Origin of the sequence: Lentibacillus juripiscarius, from assembly GCF_042685205.1 — a bacterium.
Taxonomy (GTDB): domain Bacteria; phylum Bacillota; class Bacilli; order Bacillales; family Amphibacillaceae; genus Lentibacillus; species Lentibacillus juripiscarius.
The window spans coordinates 208,393-230,088 of sequence record NZ_JBHUNA010000003.1; the positions used below are offsets into that span (position 1 = coordinate 208,393).

Annotated in this window: 24 protein-coding genes; 11 read left to right on the plus strand and 13 right to left on the minus strand. The window is 44.5% G+C overall.

What is annotated here, in order from left to right; all coding sequences use genetic code 11:
• Window positions 1–78: 78 nt before the first annotated feature.
• From ACFSUO_RS02230 to ACFSUO_RS02245, 4 genes are all read left to right on the plus strand, one after another.
• Window positions 79–804, plus strand: coding sequence for an alpha/beta hydrolase (locus tag ACFSUO_RS02230; protein WP_382390748.1), 726 nt, complete (start codon window positions 79–81; stop codon window positions 802–804).
• Between the two features lie 107 nt (window positions 805–911).
• Entirely contained in the window at window positions 912–1,430 is a 519-nt protein-coding gene (locus ACFSUO_RS02235) for a YjcG family protein (RefSeq protein WP_382390632.1), read from the plus strand.
• Complete coding sequence (locus tag ACFSUO_RS02240; protein WP_382390634.1) at window positions 1,427–1,852, plus strand: GNAT family N-acetyltransferase; 426 nt, start codon at window positions 1,427–1,429, stop codon at window positions 1,850–1,852. The genes ACFSUO_RS02235 and ACFSUO_RS02240 overlap by 4 nt, the downstream gene beginning before the upstream one ends.
• Window positions 1,853–1,988: 136 nt before the next feature.
• The gene (locus ACFSUO_RS02245) at window positions 1,989–2,690 is read left to right on the plus strand and encodes a YetF domain-containing protein (protein ID WP_382390636.1); all 702 of its coding nucleotides are present in this window, start codon (window positions 1,989–1,991) and stop codon (window positions 2,688–2,690) included.
• 94 nt (window positions 2,691–2,784) lie between these two features.
• Here ACFSUO_RS02245 and ACFSUO_RS02250 read toward each other — a convergent pair whose 3' ends face one another.
• Window positions 2,785–2,997: a hypothetical protein gene (locus ACFSUO_RS02250; protein ID WP_382390638.1), complete on the minus strand. Its 213-nt coding sequence runs from the start codon at window positions 2,995–2,997 to the stop codon at window positions 2,785–2,787.
• Window positions 2,998–3,034: 37 nt separating this feature from the next.
• Window positions 3,035–3,226 carry a hypothetical protein gene (locus ACFSUO_RS02255; RefSeq protein WP_382390640.1) on the minus strand — a complete coding sequence of 64 codons (192 nt, stop codon included), beginning with the start codon at window positions 3,224–3,226 and terminating at the stop codon, window positions 3,035–3,037.
• Window positions 3,227–3,449: 223 nt separating this feature from the next.
• On the opposite strand from ACFSUO_RS02255, the gene ACFSUO_RS02260 reads away from it, so the two are divergent.
• Entirely contained in the window at window positions 3,450–3,905 is a 456-nt protein-coding gene (locus ACFSUO_RS02260) for a CotY/CotZ family spore coat protein (protein ID WP_382390642.1), read from the plus strand.
• A gap of 731 nt (window positions 3,906–4,636) precedes the next feature.
• On the opposite strand, the gene ACFSUO_RS02265 is transcribed toward ACFSUO_RS02260, so the two are convergent.
• Together ACFSUO_RS02265 and mgtE are read right to left on the minus strand one after the other, a co-directional pair.
• Window positions 4,637–5,143 (minus strand): CotO family spore coat protein, encoded by a 507-nt coding sequence (locus ACFSUO_RS02265; RefSeq protein ID WP_382390644.1) that lies wholly within the window; start codon window positions 5,141–5,143, stop codon window positions 4,637–4,639.
• A gap of 91 nt (window positions 5,144–5,234) precedes the next feature.
• On the minus strand, window positions 5,235–6,593 hold the full coding sequence (mgtE, locus tag ACFSUO_RS02270; protein ID WP_382390646.1) for a magnesium transporter: 1,359 nt from the start codon (window positions 6,591–6,593) through the stop codon (window positions 5,235–5,237).
• A gap of 385 nt (window positions 6,594–6,978) precedes the next feature.
• On the opposite strand from mgtE, the gene ACFSUO_RS02275 reads away from it, so the two are divergent.
• Both ACFSUO_RS02275 and prpE read left to right on the plus strand, forming a co-directional pair.
• Complete coding sequence (locus ACFSUO_RS02275; RefSeq protein WP_382390648.1) at window positions 6,979–8,169, plus strand: FtsW/RodA/SpoVE family cell cycle protein; 1,191 nt, start codon at window positions 6,979–6,981, stop codon at window positions 8,167–8,169.
• The gene (gene prpE / locus ACFSUO_RS02280) at window positions 8,169–8,909 is read left to right on the plus strand and encodes a bis(5'-nucleosyl)-tetraphosphatase PrpE (protein WP_382390650.1); all 741 of its coding nucleotides are present in this window, start codon (window positions 8,169–8,171) and stop codon (window positions 8,907–8,909) included. The genes ACFSUO_RS02275 and prpE overlap by 1 nt, the downstream gene beginning before the upstream one ends.
• On the opposite strand, the gene ACFSUO_RS02285 is transcribed toward prpE, so the two are convergent.
• Genes ACFSUO_RS02285 through ACFSUO_RS02295 form a run of 3 tightly spaced genes read right to left on the minus strand, consistent with a single transcriptional unit; the run spans window position 8,876 to window position 11,226 of the window.
• Entirely contained in the window at window positions 8,876–9,778 is a 903-nt protein-coding gene (locus ACFSUO_RS02285) for an RluA family pseudouridine synthase (protein ID WP_382390652.1), read from the minus strand. The genes prpE and ACFSUO_RS02285 overlap by 34 nt on opposite strands.
• Window positions 9,779–9,801: 23 nt before the next feature.
• Window positions 9,802–10,608, minus strand: a complete 807-nt coding sequence (locus tag ACFSUO_RS02290; RefSeq protein WP_382390654.1) for an NAD kinase — start codon at window positions 10,606–10,608, stop codon at window positions 9,802–9,804.
• Window positions 10,609–10,620: 12 nt separating this feature from the next.
• On the minus strand, window positions 10,621–11,226 hold the full coding sequence (locus tag ACFSUO_RS02295) for a GTP pyrophosphokinase (protein ID WP_382390656.1): 606 nt from the start codon (window positions 11,224–11,226) through the stop codon (window positions 10,621–10,623).
• Window positions 11,227–11,623: 397 nt separating this feature from the next.
• Here ACFSUO_RS02295 and ACFSUO_RS02300 point away from each other — a divergent pair, with 397 nt between their 5' ends.
• The 4 genes from ACFSUO_RS02300 (at window position 11,624) to ACFSUO_RS02315 (ending at window position 14,274) form a co-directional block, all read left to right on the plus strand.
• A complete protein-coding gene (locus tag ACFSUO_RS02300; RefSeq protein WP_382390658.1) occupies window positions 11,624–12,196 on the plus strand; it encodes a CYTH domain-containing protein in 573 nt (190 codons plus the stop codon).
• 84 nt (window positions 12,197–12,280) lie between these two features.
• The gene (locus tag ACFSUO_RS02305) at window positions 12,281–12,661 is read left to right on the plus strand and encodes a globin domain-containing protein (protein WP_382390660.1); all 381 of its coding nucleotides are present in this window, start codon (window positions 12,281–12,283) and stop codon (window positions 12,659–12,661) included.
• A 105-nt stretch (window positions 12,662–12,766) separates the two neighbouring features.
• On the plus strand, window positions 12,767–13,663 hold the full coding sequence (locus ACFSUO_RS02310) for a ClpXP adapter SpxH family protein (RefSeq protein WP_382390662.1): 897 nt from the start codon (window positions 12,767–12,769) through the stop codon (window positions 13,661–13,663).
• Between the two features lie 428 nt (window positions 13,664–14,091).
• On the plus strand, window positions 14,092–14,274 hold the full coding sequence (locus ACFSUO_RS02315) for a hypothetical protein (RefSeq protein ID WP_382390664.1): 183 nt from the start codon (window positions 14,092–14,094) through the stop codon (window positions 14,272–14,274).
• Between the two features lie 103 nt (window positions 14,275–14,377).
• On the opposite strand, the gene pepF is transcribed toward ACFSUO_RS02315, so the two are convergent.
• From pepF to ACFSUO_RS02345, 6 genes are all read right to left on the minus strand, one after another.
• On the minus strand, window positions 14,378–16,189 hold the full coding sequence (pepF, locus tag ACFSUO_RS02320; RefSeq protein WP_382390666.1) for an oligoendopeptidase F: 1,812 nt from the start codon (window positions 16,187–16,189) through the stop codon (window positions 14,378–14,380).
• Window positions 16,190–16,318: 129 nt separating this feature from the next.
• Window positions 16,319–17,509: a competence protein CoiA gene (locus ACFSUO_RS02325; protein ID WP_382390668.1), complete on the minus strand. Its 1,191-nt coding sequence runs from the start codon at window positions 17,507–17,509 to the stop codon at window positions 16,319–16,321.
• A gap of 85 nt (window positions 17,510–17,594) precedes the next feature.
• Window positions 17,595–18,290 carry an adaptor protein MecA gene (gene mecA, locus ACFSUO_RS02330; RefSeq protein WP_382390670.1) on the minus strand — a complete coding sequence of 232 codons (696 nt, stop codon included), beginning with the start codon at window positions 18,288–18,290 and terminating at the stop codon, window positions 17,595–17,597.
• A 380-nt stretch (window positions 18,291–18,670) separates the two neighbouring features.
• On the minus strand, window positions 18,671–19,066 hold the full coding sequence (spxA, locus tag ACFSUO_RS02335) for a transcriptional regulator SpxA (protein WP_382390672.1): 396 nt from the start codon (window positions 19,064–19,066) through the stop codon (window positions 18,671–18,673).
• Between the two features lie 361 nt (window positions 19,067–19,427).
• Window positions 19,428–20,015 (minus strand): GNAT family N-acetyltransferase, encoded by a 588-nt coding sequence (locus ACFSUO_RS02340; protein ID WP_382390674.1) that lies wholly within the window; start codon window positions 20,013–20,015, stop codon window positions 19,428–19,430.
• Between the two features lie 280 nt (window positions 20,016–20,295).
• Window positions 20,296–21,516, minus strand: coding sequence for a putative glycoside hydrolase (locus ACFSUO_RS02345; RefSeq protein ID WP_382390676.1), 1,221 nt, complete (start codon window positions 21,514–21,516; stop codon window positions 20,296–20,298).
• Window positions 21,517–21,696 lie beyond the last annotated feature (180 nt).

A 21,696-nucleotide genomic window follows, 5' to 3' on the forward strand; every position in this document is an offset into this window, starting at 1 on the left:
AAAAATGATACAATAGTACATATGTTTATCATTTTTTCAATGGTGAAATTAGAAACTACGGAAAATGAGGTGGTTAGCATCGGACGAAAAGGCACCATGCTGGTCGAACAATTGAACAGCCGTTACCTGAATGAAACCATGACACTAAAAATTTACTTGCCGGAAACTTATTCAGACCTTTACAAGTATCATCTTTGCATCATGCAAGATGGCGACGACTATTACCAGCTCGGCCGGGCGGCAACGCTGAGTGACCGGATGCATGCAAACGGTGATATGACGAACACGATTCTAGTCGGGATTCATTATCAGGACAAGTACGACCGTCGGGACAAATACCATCCACAAGGCAGCCGGCAGCAAGCTTACATGAAATTTCTCGTGCAGGAAGCAGTTCCTTTTTTGGACGAACGGCTGGCAACTCTTTATATGGGACAATCCCGTGCACTGGTTGGTGACTCACTGGCCGGATCGCTCGCTTTAATGACGGCGCTAAAATATCCGAATACATTCGGCAATGTGATCATGCAGTCACCACTGGTTGACTCAGTGGTTCTCGAGACTGTAAAAAGAGCTAATCTTCAGCACCCGGTTTCCATTTACCATACCATTGGAACTGAGGAAACAGTGGTCGATACAACCGATGGCGGACAAGCTGATTTTCTTGGTCCAAGCCGCGAGCTGCACAAACACATCCGGGAAAAAGGGCTTCCGTATACTTACCACGAACTGGAAAACGGAAACCATACATGGAAGTATTGGCAAAAAGATTTAGGGCGTGCTTTCTTGAGCCTTTTTAACTAAATTCTAAAAAGTCCTAACCGTTTCACTTTCTTCATGAAACTATCTTTTGTTATAATGGTAGCTATACTACTTATAGTATTCAAAAAATGACACAAGGAGGTTTTAAAATGAAATATGGTATTGTAGCTTTCCCGTCCAAGCCCATCCAAGATGAAATCAACTCCTATAGGAAACGTTATGACCCGCATTATGCACTTATTCCGCCGCATCTGACGCTGAAAGAAGAGTTTGAAGCAGATGATGAAAAAATTGAAAATCTGATAACTGATCTGAAACATATCGCCAATGAAACGGAGCCATTCACCATCAATGTTAACAAGGTGAGCACATTCGCACCGGTTACGAACACCATTTATTTAAAGGTGGAACCGACACAGGAAATGTATGATTTGTCCAACAAAATGCATACAGGAAATTTTCCGGATAACCGGACTTATTCCTTCGTTCCACATATTACGATTGCACAAAATCTGTCCGATGACGAGTATTCCGATGTTTATGGCAGCATCAGCATGAAAGATATCCAGCTTGACGACACCATTGACCGCTTCAATCTGGTTTACCAGCTGGAAAACGGCATTTGGACTGTTTATGAAACCTTTGTATTTGGGAAGGAATATGTATGAAAATAAGACAAGCCACCACACCCAAAGAGAAAGACGATGCTTACAGCGTCCGCACCATCGTATTTGTCGAGGAACAGCACGTACCGCCGGAAGTGGAAATCGATGAATACGAACCAGAGGCTCTCCATTTGATCGGCTATGAAAATGCCGAACCGATTGCCGCGTCCCGTGTGCGCTTTATTGACAGCTGCGGGAAGCTGGAACGCATTTGCGTCCTTCAAAACCAGCGTGGGAAATCCCGCGGTTCCCAAATGATTCAGGCAATGGAAAGCATCATAAAACAAAAAGGTTATCAACAGGCAAAATTAAATGCCCAGACACACGCCATTGATTTTTATGAACGGCTTGGCTATGAAGTCGTATCAGATGAATTTATGGATGCGGGCATTCCGCATGTGACGATGACCAAAAGATTGGTCTGATTAAAGATATCCCTCTTAAGCGAAGGGATATCTTTTTTTACGACGTCAGAAGGTATTTTTCTCCTTTTCTCCCAGCTCTGTATCACTTTTCCCTCAGTGGTTATGCTAAACGGAGAATGTAAAGGAGGAGAATCCATTGGGTGAATATTTCTTTATGTTCATTGATACCATATTTGGATTTTTTGCGCTATTTGTACTCGTGAAGTTTCTTGGCAAATCACAGCTTAATACACTGACACCATTCGACTTCATCTCTGCCATCATTCTGGGGGAGCTCGTTGGTAATGCGTTGTTTGAAAAAAAAGCTGGCATTACCGAAATGGCTTTTATCATGGTCTTGTGGGGATTATTGTTATACATCACCGAAATGATTTCCCAAAAGTATAAAGGTAGTCGTGCCGCTCTTGAGGGACAGCCCTCCATCATCATTCATAGAGGATACCTCATGTATGACGCACTAAAAAAGAACCGTCTGGATCTTAACCAGCTGCAGCATTTACTGCGGTCGAAGGATGTATTCTCTCTGGAGGAAGTAGAATATGCCGTTTTTGAAACAGACGGAACGATATCTGTTCTGAAAAAATCAGATTATCAGACACCAACAAAGTCTGACATTAATATCCCACCTTCCCCTGTGAAACTGGCGACAACTGTTATAAGCGATGGGGAGATAGTTTGGGACAACCTTAAGGAGGCAAAACTGACGGAACAATGGCTCATCAATGAATTGAAGCAGCAAAATGTTTATGCTGTTGAAGAGATTTTTTATGCGGAATGGCAAGGGGAACAGCAAAAATTATTCGTGATGCCTTACTATACGGTTGGCAAGGGTACCTAGCATTCCGGGATTATTACGATATGCAGCGAAAGCTTTTCTTTTTTCTGGACCTTTGGGGAGGTGCCGGCAAACGGACAGGGCCTTCCCAAGGAGTTCAAACGATCCGATTATCATGCTGGCCTTTTCCCGTAATGTCTGCATAAATGGTTTCTGCTTCCGGCAAACAAGCTGCTGCACCCGCTGCTAGAACATGGGCACCTCGATCTGTACATTGGCCAGCATCCCGGTATTTTACAGGCGGTATTGTTTTGTATGGCTTCTCGATGTAAAAAGGGTCCTGCTTCTCTTTCGACAGCCTCCTTTTCACAAACCTTTCCTTCTTCTATACCCCAAATCAACCACCATTACTCCATTTTATGCTGAAAATTCTCCATCATTTCTTCCATATTCATAATCCATTGCTGAAATTCCTCGTTCCAAACCTGCATTTCCCCTTCAAAAGCCCGCATATCTTCTTCCGGCTGCCGAAACCAGTCCTCATTCTCCGCTAACTGACGCTCCATCGTATCCAGCAGCCTCACCAAGTGATCATGCATATACCCACCCCCCAATCAATCGGCTTCTTTCAAGTAAGTATAGTTTATGCTTATTTGTTTATTCCGTTTAAACATATGTCCCTAAGCAATGCAAAAGGAGTGCTGACAAAAAAATATGAAATAAAATTTATGAACAAAGACGCGTGCCCACACCTTATCCCCATCAGCACATACCCTATTAGGGACATCACGTCATAAACCTTAGAGAAAGGGGTAATAATTCATGGGTTGTGGAAAAAACTTTGAAACCGGCAATTGCGTTTGTGATATCCTGAGGGAAATAGTGGAGGCACAGAACGACGTCGTTGAAAATTGCTGTGCAACTAGCTGTGAACAGTCCATCAGCGATTTGTTAGGTGAAACGGATCAGGGGAACGGTCTGGATACCGTACCTGTCATCCTGTACTGCAAAGACAGCTGTGCACCATTTAAAGGATTCGGTGCAAATCCTGATGACATTGGTGACATGGTCGCGAGCTTCTACTTCCGGGTCAAACGAGTAGATGATGATTGCTGTGCAGTTGTGGAGCTGCTGCGCGATCCGGGCGACACGGACGACAATCCGGAGAATCCGGTTGATCAGGATACCAATCCACTGTGCGCAACCGGAATCTGCATGACAGTTGATTTGAATTGCTTCTGCCATGTAACTTGCCTTCCAGCAGTGAATGCCTTTTAATCAAGCATAAACACATTAGAAAGACTCGGCACTCGCCTTGCCTTATGGCGAGTGCCGACGTTTTTTTATAAGGTCGTCGATCATTTATACTTTTTACATTAGACTGCTTTCTGAAAGACTGTTACATATTTCGTCATTACTTAATAAATTTTCATAAACTGCGACGCAACTCTAACATGACCTCCTCTCATCCTATATAAGATGAGCGCTAGTCCAACGCTGCGGAAAAATACTCGCTTTCACCACTCCGGGTACAAGTGCGACACCTGCTCAACCTCACGTTTTTTCGCGGTGTCTTCTTTACCACGGGCACGGCTTCAGCCTCCGTGACGGAAAACCGCCGCCGAAATGTCCGAGAGATGGCTTCTCAAGACCAAAAGCCACCCAAAAGCGGGCCGAAATGTCCGAGAGATGGCTTCTCAAGACCAAAAGCCACCCAAATGCGGTCTGAAAAGTCCGAGAGAAAGCTTCTCAAGACCAAATGCCACCTAAAAGCGGGACGAAAAGTCCGAGAGATGGCTTCTCAAGCCAAAAGTCGAGGCCACTGAAAAGGTGCCCCTTTTTTCAAATGATGATTAATTCAAAGAAAAAAATGGGAGACTTTTCACCAAATCAATGGATGAAAATCCCCTCCTTCTGCGAGGATTGCTGCTTCACAACAAAGTTTACAGTTATAATAAAGGTGCTCCGGAAAAAACCGAAGCACCTTTAGCTATGGATGATTTACAATGTTAAAACCCGATCATCCGAATATCCTGGATGTAATCAAATGCGATTTTGGCTGGGGCTGTTCGCTTTCCCCTTCGCAAGTAGACTGTTTCGTCCTGAAAATCTGCAATAATTCCGCGGTAACGGCGCTCGTCTGTTGAAATGACACAGCGCATGGCTGGAACATGTTCCGGTGTGTTCAAAAAGTAATCAATACGTTCACGAATTGTCATATCTTTAAATTGCTTTCGTTCCCCGTTTGTTTCCTCACTCTTATCCTCAACTGCTTTCTCATCTGTTTCCACAGGCTCTGCCTCGCTTGCAGCATCCTGTTGATTATCTGCACTCTTTTCAACAAAATAATCACGGCCGACCGGGCGCTTCACCGCATTTCCATCTTCCTTGCTTTTTTGCTTTTTTTTCTTTTTCTTTGGTGTCATATAACGGCTCTGCATCGGTGCTTCCGGCGTCCGGACCGTTGGCTGATGAATGTAAAGCAATGGGCTTTTTGCATTGTTCTTCTCTCCCATATTCATACACTCCTTTGTTTTCCATTCGTCAACCCATTATATGACCACCCATCCCGATGTGTGTATCAGCCCAGAATGTACTCGGGTCATGCTATACGAGAAATTGCATGAACGCCGTGGCCAGCCCGAAATAAATCAAAATAGAAATGATATCATTAATGGTCGTGATGAACGGGCCTGATGCAACAGCGGGGTCAATGTTGAGCCGATCCATGAAAACGGGAACCAGCGCCCCAGCCAATGTAGCGACAATCAGTGTCGTCATAATGGATAAACCGACCAATAATCCGAGGAAAAAATCCCCCTGCCATAAGTAGACGACAGCTGTTATAACGATGCCGCAGATGGTTCCAGTAATCAAGCCGGTTACACCCTCACGGAGAATGAGTTTTAATTTACCTTCCTTGTTGAAATTGCCAGTGGCCAGTCCGCGCACAGCAACGGCGAGCGCCTGTGTCCCAGTATTCCCACCCATTCCGGCTATTAGCGGGATGAAAATAGCGAGCACAGCGACCTCATCGAGCGTTTTTTCAAATCTGCTTATCAGGCTCGCCGTCAAAAGACCCAGAAAAGACAGGATTACCAGCCAAGGCAGCCGTTTTTTGGCGGCAGCAAAAGAGCCATCTTGCGGGCGATCTGTGTCAGCTACCCCGGCCAATTTGGAGTAGTCATCACTTGCTTCCTCATCCATAACGTCCAATATGTCATCAAATGTAATAATACCAAGCAAATGATGCTGAAAATCAACAACCGGCAAGGCCAGAAAGTCATAATCACGCATCATTTGGGCTACTTCTTCCTGATCTTTGCCGACGGATACGGAGAATACATTTTCATTCATTAAATCAGCAATGCGAATATCTCCGTCCGCAACAATTAAATCCCTTAGTGAAACAACACCGACCAGATGCTTATCTTCATCGATGACATATAAATAATAAATCGTTTCTGCTTCCGGTGCCTCGGCTTTTAAATATTGCATCGTATCTTTAACCGTTTTCGTCTGATAAACGGCCACAAATTCTGTGGTCATGATACTGCCGGCCGTTTTTTCCTCATAGTGCAGAAGCTGTTTAATTTCATCTGCATCTTTCTTTTCCATCATAGTCAAAAAACTGACGACGACATCTTTTTCCAGCTCATTCAAAATGTCAACCGCATCATCTGTTGCCATATCTCCAATGACCATCGCCGCATAACGCGGATCCATTTCGGTCATGAATGGCTTAATGTCTTCCAGCTCAATATGCTCCATCATATCCGCCATTTCTTCCGGCGACAGATAGGTGTAGACACGCTGGCGGATAGTGGTTTGCTGCTCTTCGAAAAATAGTGCCTGATCATATGGATGCATATCCAGGAACTTCTCACGAAATGCTTCCATTTCATCATTGGCAATGGACGAATGCAGTTCATCCCAGTGGTGGTTATTCATCTCATTATCTTCCATCGGATCACGTCCTTTCACACGGAACCATTATAGCACGTCTCTAAATTTACCTAAACGTTAATCATTTTTCGCCAGAACACTTAAATTATCGATTGGTTTCGTGTAAACTGAAGATGACGTTTTATAAGTGCGTGTACAAAAAGGAGGATAAAAAGGACCAAGAATTTCAAGGCGGCGAAGCTTTAAGTAGCGGAGTGTATGCAACTATATACATGAGCACAAGGATTACTCCACTGAATCAGCATCGCACGCGAGCATTAGGGCTTTTCTTTTCCAAGGAACGGAAAAGCAAGCCAACGAAGAAATTCGATGCGTCTTTTTTACCGGACTTTTTGAACATCCTTTATAAGCAAACGAGATTAAACAGAAAGTAAGGTTAAAACTTATGAAAAATAGATCAACTCTCAATATGGACTATACATTATTATCCATTTTAATACTACTCGGTCTTATCAGTATACTCACATTATATATTATTGAACCAACGTTACCGCCAAAATATGACGGCTCCCATTTTTGGCTAAGGCAAGGAATGTGGTATATCGCTGGCGGAGGAATCATTACGGCTGTCATGCTGATTGACTATGACCGCTTCCATCAGATTACCTGGATTCTGTATGGTCTTGGCATGTTGTCGCTCCTCATGCTGTTCGCCGGTTTTCCTCCAGGAATCGTCCATGAAGCCAATGGTGCCGTCAGCTGGTTCAAATTTCCGCTTATTGGAACAATCCAGCCCGGGGAATTTATGAAAGTAATTCTTGTCTTGACCCTTGCCCATGTTATTGTCAGACATAACCGGAAGCACATCGACAAAACGATGAAAAATGATTTGCTGCTCCTTTTCAAAATTGTCGGATTGTCTGCCCCACCGACGCTTCTTATCGCTGTTCAGCCTGACTTGGGCGGTCTACTCGTGCTCGGGGCAATAACTGCCGGAATGATACTTATTTCCGGCATTCAGTGGCGGATTCTGTTTGCTATCATGTTTATGGTGCTGGGCGTTGGGTTGCTTGGGTTTGCAGCATGGCACTTTTTCCCTGATGCCGTTAGCGTCTTTTTGGATAAATCTGGATTTGACCATGTGGCCAGCCGATTTACTGGCTGGCTCAACCCAAATAAAAACCCGGATGATAGCTATCAGCTGATTAAAGCCATGCTCGCCATCGGGTCCGGGCAGCTGTTTGGCAAAGGTGTCAGTGATATGCAGGTGGAAGTTCCCGAACGGCATACCGATATGATTTTTACCGCCGTTGCTGAACAATTCGGGTTTATCGGTTCGAGTGTTGTCGTGATTTTGTTTTTCCTGCTGATTTATCGGCTGATCCATATTGCGGTGCAAAGCAATGACAGTTACGGAAGCTACCTTGTCACAGGAATAGTCGGTATGTTTGCCTATCAAATTTTCCAGAATATCGGTATGTCTATCCAGCTGCTGCCGATTACTGGACTGCCGCTGCCTTTTCTCAGTTATGGCGGTAGCTCGACACTGACGTATATGCTGGCAATCGGAATTGTTCTGAATGTACACTCACGGACGAAAGAATATATGTTTGGTGAAGCTAGGTGGAATGATTGATGAAATACGATATTATTGGTGACGTACATGGCTGTCTGGAAGAACTCGTGGATCTGTTCAAGACACTCGGGTACCTGCGGGAAAAACAGATTTTCATACATCCTGATGGGCGGATCCCAGTTTTCATCGGGGACCTTACCGACCGGGGACCACAATCGGTCGAAACCATCAGGCTGGTTTATTCGATGGTTGTTGACCACCAGAAAGCTCTGTATGTCCCTGGTAATCACTGCAACAAGCTGTATCGTTATTTTCTGGGCAATAATGTGAAACTGAAGCACGGGCTGGAAACGACGGCGGCTGAATACAAAAAACTGCCTAATAAGGAGCAATCCCAAATCAGGCAGCAATTCATGGAGCTGTATGATCGCGCACCGCTTTATCTGGAGCTTCCGGATGTCAAGGCGGTTGTGGCGCATGCCGGTATAAAGGAAGATTATATCGGTCGTCATGATAAAAAAGTGAAGACATTTGTTCTGTACGGGGACATTACCGGTCAATTTGACGAGCAGGGCCGGCCGGTCAGACGGGACTGGGCACAGCAGTACAACGGGGCCCAGTGGATTGTTTACGGGCATACACCGGTGAAAGCGCCCCGCACTGTAAACAAAACCATCAACATTGATACCGGCTGTGTATTCGGGAACCAATTAACTGCTTTCCGGCTGCCGGAGGAACAAACGGTGTCTGTCTCGTCCAAACAGCCCTATGTAGAAGAAAAGTTCCGTTCATTCGACTGAAGCAGCTGCCGGATATCACGGGGCATGGCCACAGAAAAACGCAGCGGTTCACCCGATATCGGATGGAAAAACTGCAAATGATGACAATGCAGCGCCTGCCGATTGATACAGGCAGTCGCCCCTCCATACAAATCATCCCCGGCGAGCGGGTGTCCGAGATGAGAAAAATGGACGCGTATCTGGTGTGTCCTTCCTGTTTCCAGTCTTACATCAACAAGCGTATGGCCGTCTCCTTCTCGAACCACTTCATAGTGTGTGATAGCCGCCTTGCCGTCTGTTGTTACCGTTCGCTCAATAATGGAACCATCCTTGCGCCCGATTGGCTCCTGGATGGTTCCTTTTTTTTGTTCCATGTGTCCTTCGATAACAGCGTAATACGAGCGGGATACGGTTCCGTCCTTTTGTGCCTGCGATAAAATCGAATGACTCCATCGATGTTTGGCAATCAGCATCAGTCCGGATGTCTGCCGATCGAGCCGGGTGACAACATGGAAGGTATAAGGAAGCCCCTGTTCTTCATAATGAGCAAGTACACCGTTAGCAATCGTCCCGGTTGAATGGAGGCGGGACGGAATGGTTACAGTGCCCGCCGGTTTGTGCAGAACAAGGACCGCGTCATCTTCATAAACGATATCCAGCGGCATTTTTTCCGGTACCATATGGGATCCCTTCTGTTCAGCCGGGAACTGTACCGTCAGAAGGTCCCCATCTCGGAGTCTATAGCGCAGTGTCTGTTTGGTCTGATTAACTAGGATTTCACCGCCACCATGGATAATGTGCTTAATCAGTTTTCTGGAAAATTGTAAATCCTGCTGCAAATAATGCCGAATTAGTTTTCCCTCATGCTGTTTCGTAATCGTCCAATTCAACCTAGTGCACCTGCCTTCTGGTACTACTCGTCATCATCTGCCACAAAGGAATCCCGTACACGATCCCAAAACGGAAACGGCCGGAACCGTGCAAACCGGATACGTTCTTTCGCAACACGGCACTGGATCGATTTCACTTTGGCGTAATTTTTACTAAAATGATCAATCGCAATCAGGAACGTCCGTTCATTGCCGAGCGGCTTCAGCATGCATGTATGATGCTTTGGCAAAATGAGGGGTGAGCCAATGGTCCGGAACACCCGGTTATTAATCGATGCCATCTCCGTGAGCTGAATGGCTTCCAGGGATGGATGGATAATGCCTCCGCCTAGCGCTTTATTGTAGGCGGTACTGCCGGATGGGGTTGACATGCATAACCCGTCACCCCGAAACGTCTCAAAGTGGGATCCTTTTATTTCCACATCAAAGACAACCGATCCCTCGGCCGTTTTAATCGTGGCTTCATTCAATGCCAGAAAACGATCTTCTTCTCCGCCCGACTGTCCGCGGATAGTTACTTCCAAAAGCGGATACTCCACAATCTGGAAAGGCGTCTTGGCAATTTCAATAATTAGTTTTTCTACTTCACTCGGCACCCAGTCCGCATAAAAACCCAAGTGCCCTGTATGTACCCCGATAAATGCTGTTGATTCCAGGCAGTGAATATATTTATGAAAGGCCTCCAGAAACGTGCCGTCACCACCGACAGATATAACCAAATCAGGGTTCGTTACGTCATATTCCAGATCAAAATCCGTTAAATATTGCTTCATCGTCGCCTGGATTTTATTCGACCGTTCGTCGCCTTTTGACACGATTGCAAATTTCACAATCCGTCCCTCCTATTTTCGATGGAATATCCGTTTTGCTTCCTGTACTTCATTTTTAATCGCTGACATTTCTTCATCCAGTTTAAATGCTGCCTCGGCGGCGCGCTGGAGCCGTAACTGAACGTCAGATGGAATTTTGCCTTTATATTTATAATTCAGGGAATGCTCATTGGTTGCCCAGAAGTTCATGGCAAGTGTCCGTATCTGAATTTCTGCCAATACCATTTTCACCCCGTGAATGGTTTCGACAGGGTATTCAATAATCATATGATACGACCGGTAACCGCTGGCTTTCTTGTGTGATACATAGTCTTTCTCTTCGGCAACTGTCAAATCTTCACGGGAGCGGATCATACGGACAATGGCGTATATATCGTCCACGAACGGGCAGACAACCCGAACCCCCGCAATGTCCGGCAGTTTTTCAACCCGATCCAGCGGGATGCTTCTTTCTTCAGCTTTTTCCAATATGCTGGGGATCGGCTTAACACGGCCGGTTATGAATTCAATTGGTGAGTGTTTGGATTCATATTCAAATTGTTTCCTGATTCCTTTCAGCTTAATTTTCAATTCTTCTACAGCTTGTGCATATGGGGCAAGCACTGCCTCCCAATTCATGATTACACCACCTGTTGTCATCTCATTCTTTGTTAAGGGTTCTTTGATGTAGGAAACAACCTTTTAAATATCCATTTTCTCTTCATATCATAACACATGAAACGGCTTTTCTTTGCATAATTGTGTAACATTCGCCATAATAAATCAATAGTAACATGTTCCCGAGGGCTGCTGGGACTATTAGAGGTTGTTCAAAAAGTCCGGTAAAAATGACGCTTCGAATTTCTTCGTTGGCTTGCTTTTCCGTTACTCATGTATTAAAAGCATACATTCCGCTACTCGGGAGCTCGCGCCGCCTCGAAATTCTTGGTCCTTTTTATCCTCCTTTTTAAATGCACTATTAGTGAAATAGCGGTGCCCGGAGCTTTTGATTCGCTTGGACGGATGGAGGTTTACGATGACACAGGAAATAGAAATTGAATATAAAAACATGCTGACCAAATCTGAGTTTGACCGTCTTTTGGCTAGTCTTCCCTTTCCGGAAGAAGCACACACACAGACGAACTATTATTTCGAGACACCAGACTTTTCCTTAAAAGAACATGGATGTGCACTCCGGATCCGTGAAAAGGACGGCTCCTTCACACTGACCCTGAAAGAACCGCATTCAACGGGGCTTTTGGAAACACATAATGAGCTGACAAGACAGCAAGCGGACAGCTGGCTGAACGGAAAGCCTGCCAACGCTAATAAAACTGCAGACCAGCTTGCTGATAAAGGGATCCATACAGATGATCTTCTGTATCATGGCAGCCTGACCACTCATCGGCGCGAACTTACTTATGGCGATGTATTGCTCGTCCTGGATGATAACACGTATCTTGGCAAAACCGACTATGAACTGGAACTGGAAGCGCCATCGGAAAAAACCGGACAAACTGCAATGCAGCAGCTCTTGGATGAATTTCAGATTGAACAGCGGGAAACACCCAACAAAATCCACCGCTTCTTTGCTGCAAAACTCAGGTAGCGGTGCGGCGGGCCAATCAGATTAGTTGCGCTCTCGCCTGCGCTATTGCTAGAATATATACAACTATTCAGGAGTGACGGCTCAATGACAAAAACTGGAACAATATACGAGGCCATTGGCGGATTTGATACCATCGATACATTGGTAACAGCATTTTATAAACGTGTGGGAAATCACCCTAAACTGACGCCCATTTTCCCGGAGGACCTGACTGAAACTGCCAGAAAACAGCGGCTGTTTTTAACACAGTTTTTCGGCGGGCCAAAGTGGTATACCGAGGACCGGGGCCATCCGATGATGCGCAGACGGCATCTCCCTTTTGAAATCACACCAGAGCGCCGTGATGCGTGGCTTGCGTGCATGGACGCGGCACTCACCGAAACAGGCATAGAAGAACCATATCGCTCAGCTATATTTGAAAAGTTGACTATGACCGCACACCATATGATGAATACACCAGATTAACTGAAGATGCTTCGGAAAGCAGCCGAACAAAGCCGTCTGCATGCAACAGTACGTACTGCTTCCCGGACGATGCTTTTTGAGCATGTGTAAGAAAGGAGAATCGATGTGCGTTGGAATCAGCCTGGGCTCACCTGCTCAAACAGAACAGACACATCGTCAAAATATAGCTATATCGATTATGTGCAAAAACCAGTGGAAGTGTATGTCTTTGTTGACCCATTGTGCCCGGAATGCTGGTCACTGGAACCTTATCTAAAAAAACTGTCCGTCGAATATGGCCGCTTCTTTACACAGCAGCCCATTTTGAGCGGACATCTGAACACATTAAATAAAGATATATTTGATAAACCGAAACGATTAAAGGAAATATGGGAAAAAACAGCCTCACGTACCGGCATGCCCTGTGACGGGGATGTATGGATTGATAACCCCATCAGCTCCCCATGGATTGCATCTCTGGCCATTAAAGCAGCGGAATTGCAAGGAAAAAAAGCTGGTAAAACCTTTTTGCGGAAAGTGCAGGAAAGTGCCTTTTTAAAGAAACAGGATATCTCTGATGAAAAAGTACTGTTAACATGCGCGGAAAATGCCCGTCTCGATATGCGCGAGTTTCAGAATGACCTTTATTCACAATCGGCGAAAAAGGCATTCCAGTCCGATCTGAAACTGACACAGGAAATGGAAGTTGACTACATTCCGACCATTGTATTCTTTAATCAGGAAACGGAAGAACAAGGCATTAAAATCTCCGGCCTTTATCCATATGACATTTACGTACAAGTTCTGAAACAAATTTTACAGCGAGACCCTGTCCCCTCATGCAAACCGCCGCTTGAACAATTTGTCCGCTTTTACAAAGTTGTTGGCACAAAAGAGGTTTCCGTTGTATACGACTGGTCAGCAGCGAAAACAGAAAAGGAATTGAAGAAGTTAAAATTGCAGCAAACCATCGAAAAAATCCCTGTTAAATATGGGACATTTTGGAGATATATTGGGGATTGACGCTTAGGGGCATGAATGATCACGCTCCTGAGCGCTTTTTTGTTATTTTAAATGAAGGTTGGGGATGGGAATATCCGCGGTTTGCGTCCTCGTAAAATATAAAAAAGGATGTACGGGGCAGCGTACATCCTTTCCTTCTCCGACTCTGTATAAACAAAGGGGGATGGGAGAAAGTTTCATGATCAAAACAAAGGGGTTTTTTGTTTGTGACTCATCTCACATTTTTATAATAACAACTGTACCTGTTTTTCACAACAGTTTGTTCACACATTCACAAAAACGTCACACTTCTAATTCACAAGGCTGTCACATATACTGTATTGACGAATTTGCAGCTGCGCGCTGGCTTACCAAATGGTTCGAACTGGCGCAGGTGTGCTGCTTCCGACTGTTTACCGGGGTAATTATTCTCTTTGGGAGGCGATCAAATGCGGGAAATGCTGCCAATTATCTTTTTATTGCTCACACTTGTCACTGCAGTCCTTAATTTGTTCGGGCTTATGCGTCTCATACCACTGTTCATTACGTTGCCAGCACTGTTTATATCCATTTACCTTACAATCTATTCCTTCACCAACCGGAATGTGTTTCGCGGTAACATGCGGGGATAATCACGGCCGGCACTTGCTCCGGCTTTCCAGCGCCGGCCATCTCCCCCATTCCTATTAAAAGGCTGCCACCGTGGTGTTCCCAGTGACAGCCCGTCTAGTTCATCTAATTCAAGAGCAATTCTTCCATTTCATTTAGTTTTTCCTCAAACACATCAAGTGCTGCCAGTATTGGCTCTTTCGATGTCATATCCACACCGGCTTTTTTCAGAATCTCAATTGGATAATCACTGCTGCCGGCTTTCAGGAAGTCCAGGTAGCGTTCGACCGCACCTTCTTCCCCGCTGAGGATCTGGCTGGCTAATGCGGTGGCAGCGGAATAGCCTGTCGCATACTGATACACATAATAGTTCATGTAGAAATGCGGAATCCTGGCCCATTCTTTGCCGATTTCTTCATCAGAAACAACATCGTCACCAAAGTATTTTTTGTTCAGGTCATAATAAATTTCCGTGAGTTTCTCCGCGGTTAGGGCTTCTCCGTTTTGTGCCCGCTTATGGATATCGTGTTCAAATTCAGCAAACATCGTTTGGCGGAAAACCGTGCCCCGGAACCCTTCCAGAAAGTGATTCAGCAAAAACAGCTTTTGTTTCTCATCCTCCACATGGTTCAGCAAATAATCGTTCAGCAATGCTTCATTTGTTGTTGAAGCAACTTCAGCGACAAAAATGGAGTAGTTGCCATAACGGAATGGCTGTGTTTTGTGTGTGTAATAGCTGTGCATGGAATGGCCGAGCTCATGGGCCAGGGTAAACAAGTCGTTCAGTTTATCCTGCCAGTTCAGCAGAATGTACGGGTGTGTCCCATATGCACCGGAAGAATAGGCACCGCTCCGTTTGCCTTTATTCTCTTCCACATCGATCCAGCGGCTTTCAAATCCTTTTTTCAGAACGCTGACATAATCATCACCGAGTGGCTTTAAGGCTTCCTGCACATATTCCTGTGCCTTTTCATATGGAAAGTGCATATCGGCATCTTTGACAAGCGGTGTGTATATATCATACATGTGCAGTTCATCCAAACCGAGCACTTGCTTGCGCAGACGGGCATACCGGTGCAGCAGCGGCAATTTTTCGTTCACCGCTTCTACGAGATTGTCATACACCTGCTCCGGAATGTGATTACTGTCCAGTGCAGCTTGGCGCGCGGAATCATAGTTGTGTACCTTGGCATCGAAATTATCCGCCTTGACGGTTCCTGTCAATGTGGAGGCGAACGTATTAATGAATTTGCCATAGGTGTCATACATCGCCTGGAACGCAGCCTTGCGAACATTCCGGTCTTTAGACTCCAGAAATCCAATGTACCGGCCGTGTGTCAAATCCACTTCTTTCCCGTCTTCATTGGTTATCGATGGGAACGTCAAATCAGCATTATTCAGCATGCTGAACGTATTGGAGGCACTACCCATCGGTTCAGATGCCTCTGCCAGCAATGCTTCCTCTTTCTCACTCAAAACATGCGGGCGCTGGCGGCTGATATCATTCAGCACTTTGCTATAAAGCTTTAATTCTTCTTTTTCTTCAAGAAAAGATTTCACTTTTGCATCGTCCATTGCCAAAATTTCCGGTACAATAAAACTCATCGAGCTGGATGCCGCTGTCAACAAGTTCTCCGCTTTCTCGTTCAGTGCCTGATATTTAGAATTGGTCGTATCCTCGTCATAGCGCATGTGCGCGTATGTAAACAATTTTCCCAGCCGTTCCGACAGCTGATCCTGCAGCTTAAGCACATCATACAGGTTTTGTGCGGATTCAGCGATTTTTCCCTGATAGTCGGTAATGGATGGAAAATCGCCCTTCAATTCCTTCAGTTCTTTTTCCCATTCCTCATCCGTTGCAAAAATATCTTCCAGTTTCCACCTGCGTTCTTCCGGGATTTCACTTCGCTTTGGCAGTTCTTTTGCTGTTTTAGCCAATGTGCATTCCTCCTGTCATACGTTATCTCTGTACTAATTCGATAGGCCCATCAAAAAATCCTTCATTTCAGTGCGTGTTCAAAAAGGAGGACGGACTTTTTAATTACCTCTTTTAGTTAGTATGGCGAATTATCCCGGAATCATGCCACTATTTTGTTTCATTAACTGTACCATCAAAAGATCATCTCCCGCCAATGCTTCCTCTATATGGTCGTAAAAGCGGAGCGGATGCTGTTTTATATAATGGTAAGAAGATGCTTTCTTGATAATCTGCAATTTTTCAAGCTGCTGAAGGTATGCGCTTATCGGATTGACGGGTGAAGAGATGAGCGGAAAGAATGATGGAGCATGGAAGTGGCTGCGCAGCATGTGTGTACAGGACTTATAGTGGAATGATGCACCGGGAGCAAGCGGAGCGATAATATCCAGGCAAAGACGGCTCTGCCAATCCCATGGCGGTGTTTTCATCAAGTGCTGTGATGCGACGGGAAGGTAAATATGCGATGGCAGCGATTGTCTGCTGGCATGTCTGGCATAAAGCCACTGGTGCCATGCCATCTCCCGTCCATGCGGATGTCCCGGTGCGCGCAGACGGAACAAGCGCTTCTTCTGTTTCCAATTGTGAAAAAGGTGTCCGCATGGGTAACAGGAAGAGTGAAATAAATCCGTGAAAATCATTTCGTTCAGTTTGCGGATTGTCCACTTTCCTATTACATGGTGCAGTGTAAAGAAATGTAAATCCTGACATGTTATGAACTGAAGGGTGTCCGGACAGAAGAAATACAATGTGTGCGGGAAACTGGGTGAAAACTGGTGGATAAACGGGAGATGAAACTGATTTACTTTCAGCTGCTGCCGACTGCGCCTATGAAAGTTATTGGCGCCTAAGATCCAAATGGGAATAATCCCTGCACGAGCATACCCGCGGCTTCTTTTCACAACAAGTTCGGTCGGTATTCTTGCACATTGGTACTCGATGGCAATGGTCTTGTTCTTCAGCTGGAGCAGGAGATCCGGGCGCTGTTTTATTTCCGGTATATACGGCTCAAGCCGGACGTCGAGCTGTTGCCCTCTCAGCCATTGAAACAGCAGCAGTTTACCTTTTTCGTGATATGTCCCTTCCCCGCCTTCCTGTGCCGGGCAATCTGTTTTGGCTCCATGGGCGAAATGCGGAATGACTTTGCTCCCCGCTTTCACAATAACTTGCTGGCTGCAAGTCGGGCAAAAAAACTTGTTCCTCTTTTTAAGTATGGCTATTTCCTGTCTTGTCATAGATGCTAATGTCACAATCTTTCCATCTTTTGTTTTCGCTTGCAGCATCGATTTATCACCTCCATTGTTACTTATTCGACAAAGATAGACTATTTCCTTTTTCAAATGCATAAACAACAAAAAAAAGACACCCTTATTCAGAGCGTCCAATCGTGGCAGGGAAGTATGACCGAATCTGTGCAAATGTATCCTGCTCTATAATTTGTTTGCCATATTCTTCAAGGATATGAATGGTTACTTCTGTGTCAGCCCCAAATTCAAAAATCTGGCTGAGCAAATCTTCCTGTCTGTCATCATCCTCCTGTGGAAACGCAACGTACAGATAATAGTCGTCGTTGTAATGGAAAAGCGAATTTTCCAGTTCTTCCGCGCTGTCCTCAAGATAATGGCTCAGCTGGATGACATCTTCAAAATCCGGAAAGCGGACAATCAGGGATAATGCACCATCATCTTCTTCCTCACTGTCGGCGTCTGCGGTTTTTTCCGTTCCAAATTTATCATCTAGCATGTCATCAATTTTTTCATCGACAGAGATATCAACGGTCTTGCCATTTTCAGCCGGAATCTCAATATTTTCGCCGTCACCTGAGATTTGTGCTTTGGTAACAACAATCTCAAGACCTTTATCCATTGCCTGAACCTGAATCCATAACGGTCCATCTACCGTAAAGTCTTCTTTATAATTGAGTTCCTCCATCATTTGCCAAAACAGCTGTTCTCCCCGCTCACGGTTATACCAGATTTCTTCGCGCTGGAATCCGCGGTCTTCCATGTCAACGTATGAAATGTAAAATTTCACCGTATTCTCATTAATCCGTTCTATTTCCATCCCATTTCTCTCCCTTCAAGTAAAGAATCCGGACTATCAAAGTCAAATCCAAATGGTGGAAGAGACAGCTTTTTATTTTATATTTATCCGCTTATTGTGTGCTCTGTAAACCATAATTATAACCATTCATGGTGCTTTACTTTATTGTATGATAAAGCAAGCAATATTGAAAATTCATTTGCCTATATTCGAATGGTTAATTACTTATTTTAACCCATTTCTACCCTGTTGTCACTAGCTCAGTAAAAAAATTAGCCGTCCAATTTTCATTGGACTTGCACAACTAGAACAGGTTTATGCCGGTCCTTCTAAAGGAAAAACGCAGACCTGCACGATAAAGGGATCTGCGTTTTTCACTTTTATGATGGAAGTCAGCTAAATTAATTTACGAGACGCTGTGCTTCGCGTAATTGGAATGTACGAACCGTTCTCGGCAGAAAACGGCGGATTTCATCTTCGTTGTATCCGACTTGAAGCCGTTTCTCGTCCAAAATGATTGGCCGGCGCAAAAGTCCAGGGTTTTGCTGGATTAACTGAAACAAGTCTTTCATAGGAAGCTGATCGATATTGACATCCAGCTTTTGAAACACCTTCGAACGTGTTGATATAATCTCATCTGTACCGTCTTCTGTCATTCGCAATACTTCCTTAATCTCATCAAGAGTCAATGGTTCGGAAAAGATATTACGCTCTTTGAACGGTATATCGTGCTCTTCCAGCCATGCTTTTGCTTTTCTGCAGGATGTACAGCTTGGTGAGGTATAAAGTGTTACCATGTAACTTCACTCCTCAATCTGATAAATATATAGTCACTTCGTGAACAGTTTCTAACTTATTATTAGATTAAAATAAGTTTAAATTACCTATATGTATAATTATACTATAGTTGTCAATCAAAAGGTAGAGGATATGTCAAAAAAATTGGTAAAAAATATATGTGTTCACAAAATGTTCTCATTTAATTGTAAGATACCCCAAATCATTTTTAATTAAACCTTCTAATTGAAAATGTCTAAAAAATGTCTCAGCGTATATCCACCTGATCCGAGTCCTTTCGGGTGACTAATCCTTATTCAGATGGCAATAATCAGCCTCTTGCTTTCTGGACAGCAAGAGGCCGATTAATCCCATTGCTTCTTATGCTCTTTCCGTCAGATTTTCAAAGATATCGTCGGTGCTCCGACTTTCATCGTAACTGAGCACTTCATCCACCGATTCATAGCTTGCACCATAAAATTCTTCATCTTTATACGTGTGGATAGTCTCATACATTTTTTTCATCTGCTCATAAATCATTTCTTCTGACTCATCGTTCGGGGACCAATACAAAATTTCCATTGGGGTTTGTTCATTTGTAGCCAGTGAACGGCGATTGTAATCGATGTATTGCGCATGGGAAAAGCCTTCCCGTTTATAAAAGTGCAGTCGTTTCTCGCTATCCGTGTCGTCGTAATCAACAGGTTCTACTTCCAGGATAATCGGCTTATTGCGCTGTTTTAGCTTCTCTATCAGTTTATGACCGGTTCCCTGCCCCCTCGATTGTGATGAGACCCAAACATAGTCAATAAAGAGGAATCTGTCAAATTCAGCATACATTAGTACATGGTGGGGTCCTTCGTCTTTGTGGTAAACATCCCCTTTTTCTTTCAGCAGTGTTTCCATATGTTCCTTCGATTTCATTTCTTCGATTGGAAAATACTTGTTCAATTTTTCATACCAGTTCATACATCTACTCCTTCATATACGTAGTCGGCTAACACAAAGTTTCCAAAAAGGTATGGAACAGATAATTTTTCCTTCCTTCTTGAACAAGGCCATCCGTCGTTGTTCATTATACCGATTGCTGCTGTATTTGTTAAACCGGATTTGGAGGCGTTATTTCGCTTGTGTTCCGATCAGCGTTATATGGTCCTATTATCATGTAAAAAACCGGGATTTATTCAAAATTACCCGGTTTTTTACATATTAATCTGTTTTGAGCCCGTGTCTGCCGGATTTGCTTCTGTCAATTGGTTGGTGTGTAGTCCACATTTTCCGTATACGTATTGCCGGCATTCCAGATCAGAAATTCATCAATGCCATTTTCATTCAGTGCTTTAATCTGTGCTTCCACTTCGGCTTTTCCGTATTGGGTTGGCGCACCGCTATACAGCCACGGTGCCTCAAAGTCCTGAATCCACGGCCGGGATGTTGGCTGGTTATCCAGTTTGCCGAGAATTTCATTTTCGACTTTTGCATATTCCGTCACAGTCTCGTATGGTTTCTTATCAGGAAAGTCGATGCCAAAATACGATGTCCAGTGGCTCGGATAGATCATGGATGAAATGACGTCGACATTGCTGGAAATTTTTGAGAAATTCTGCCCAATCCCGGGTGCTTCCTCAATTGTCGCCGTATAGCCGAAAATATCAACAGCCAAGTCCACGTCATAATAGGCCAGTTCCTCCTTGGCGTGTTGAACAAATTCGGTTACAGCTTTAACCCGGCGCTTCACATTATTCATATCATCTGTCTTATAATCACCCTTGCTGTAATTCAATTCGTCATCGTAATGCTCGAACCCTTCTGGGAAACGGACATAATCAAACTGGATTTCCTGAAACCCGAGTTCAGCTGCCTTTTTCGCGATTTGAAGATTGTATTCCCACACTTCTTTCTCAAACGGGTTGACAAATGCTTCCCCCTTGCCGTTCGTCCATACTTCGCCGTTTTTGGTGAAAGATAGTTCCGGTCGTTTGTTGGCAAGGACTGAATCCTTGAAAACAACAATTCTGGCTATTGGATAAATGCCTTTTTCCTCCAATACTTCAAGCATTTTCCGGGGCTCATCAATGTAATTGGTAGCGGCATCAGCGTATGGGGAATCTTCCGGAACACTAATGGTCAAATTCCCATGGTCTTCTTTAATGTCGATTACCATCGAATTCAGCTCCGACTTGCCAACTAGATTGAGCAGTTTATCAAAACGTTTGCCACCCGCTGACGGTCCTGTGACATAAATTCCTCTGACGGCATCGGGATAATCAAAGTCTAATCCGGAGTCATAAGTGAAGCGCTGCATTTTCTGCTTCGTGTCGATAGGGGCTATAGTCGTTTGCCTTTCTGTGTGCGGACTTGCTACACGTGTCTCCTGACCGCTTGTAGGCTTTGTGGACAGCGGTATGATCGCAATGATGAGCAGAAGAAGAATGCCAAAAGTAGTGATTTTGAGGTGGTTTCGCTTCATTATCTATCAATCTCCCATTTCCTTTTAGAGGTTGTTCAAAAAGTCCGGTAAAAATGACGCATCGAATTTCTTCGTTGGCTTGCTTTTCCGTTCCTTGGAAAAGAAAAGCGCTTTCCCGGCGTGCGATGCGGATTCAGGGAAGTATTACTTGTGCTCATGTATTAATTTGCATACACTCCG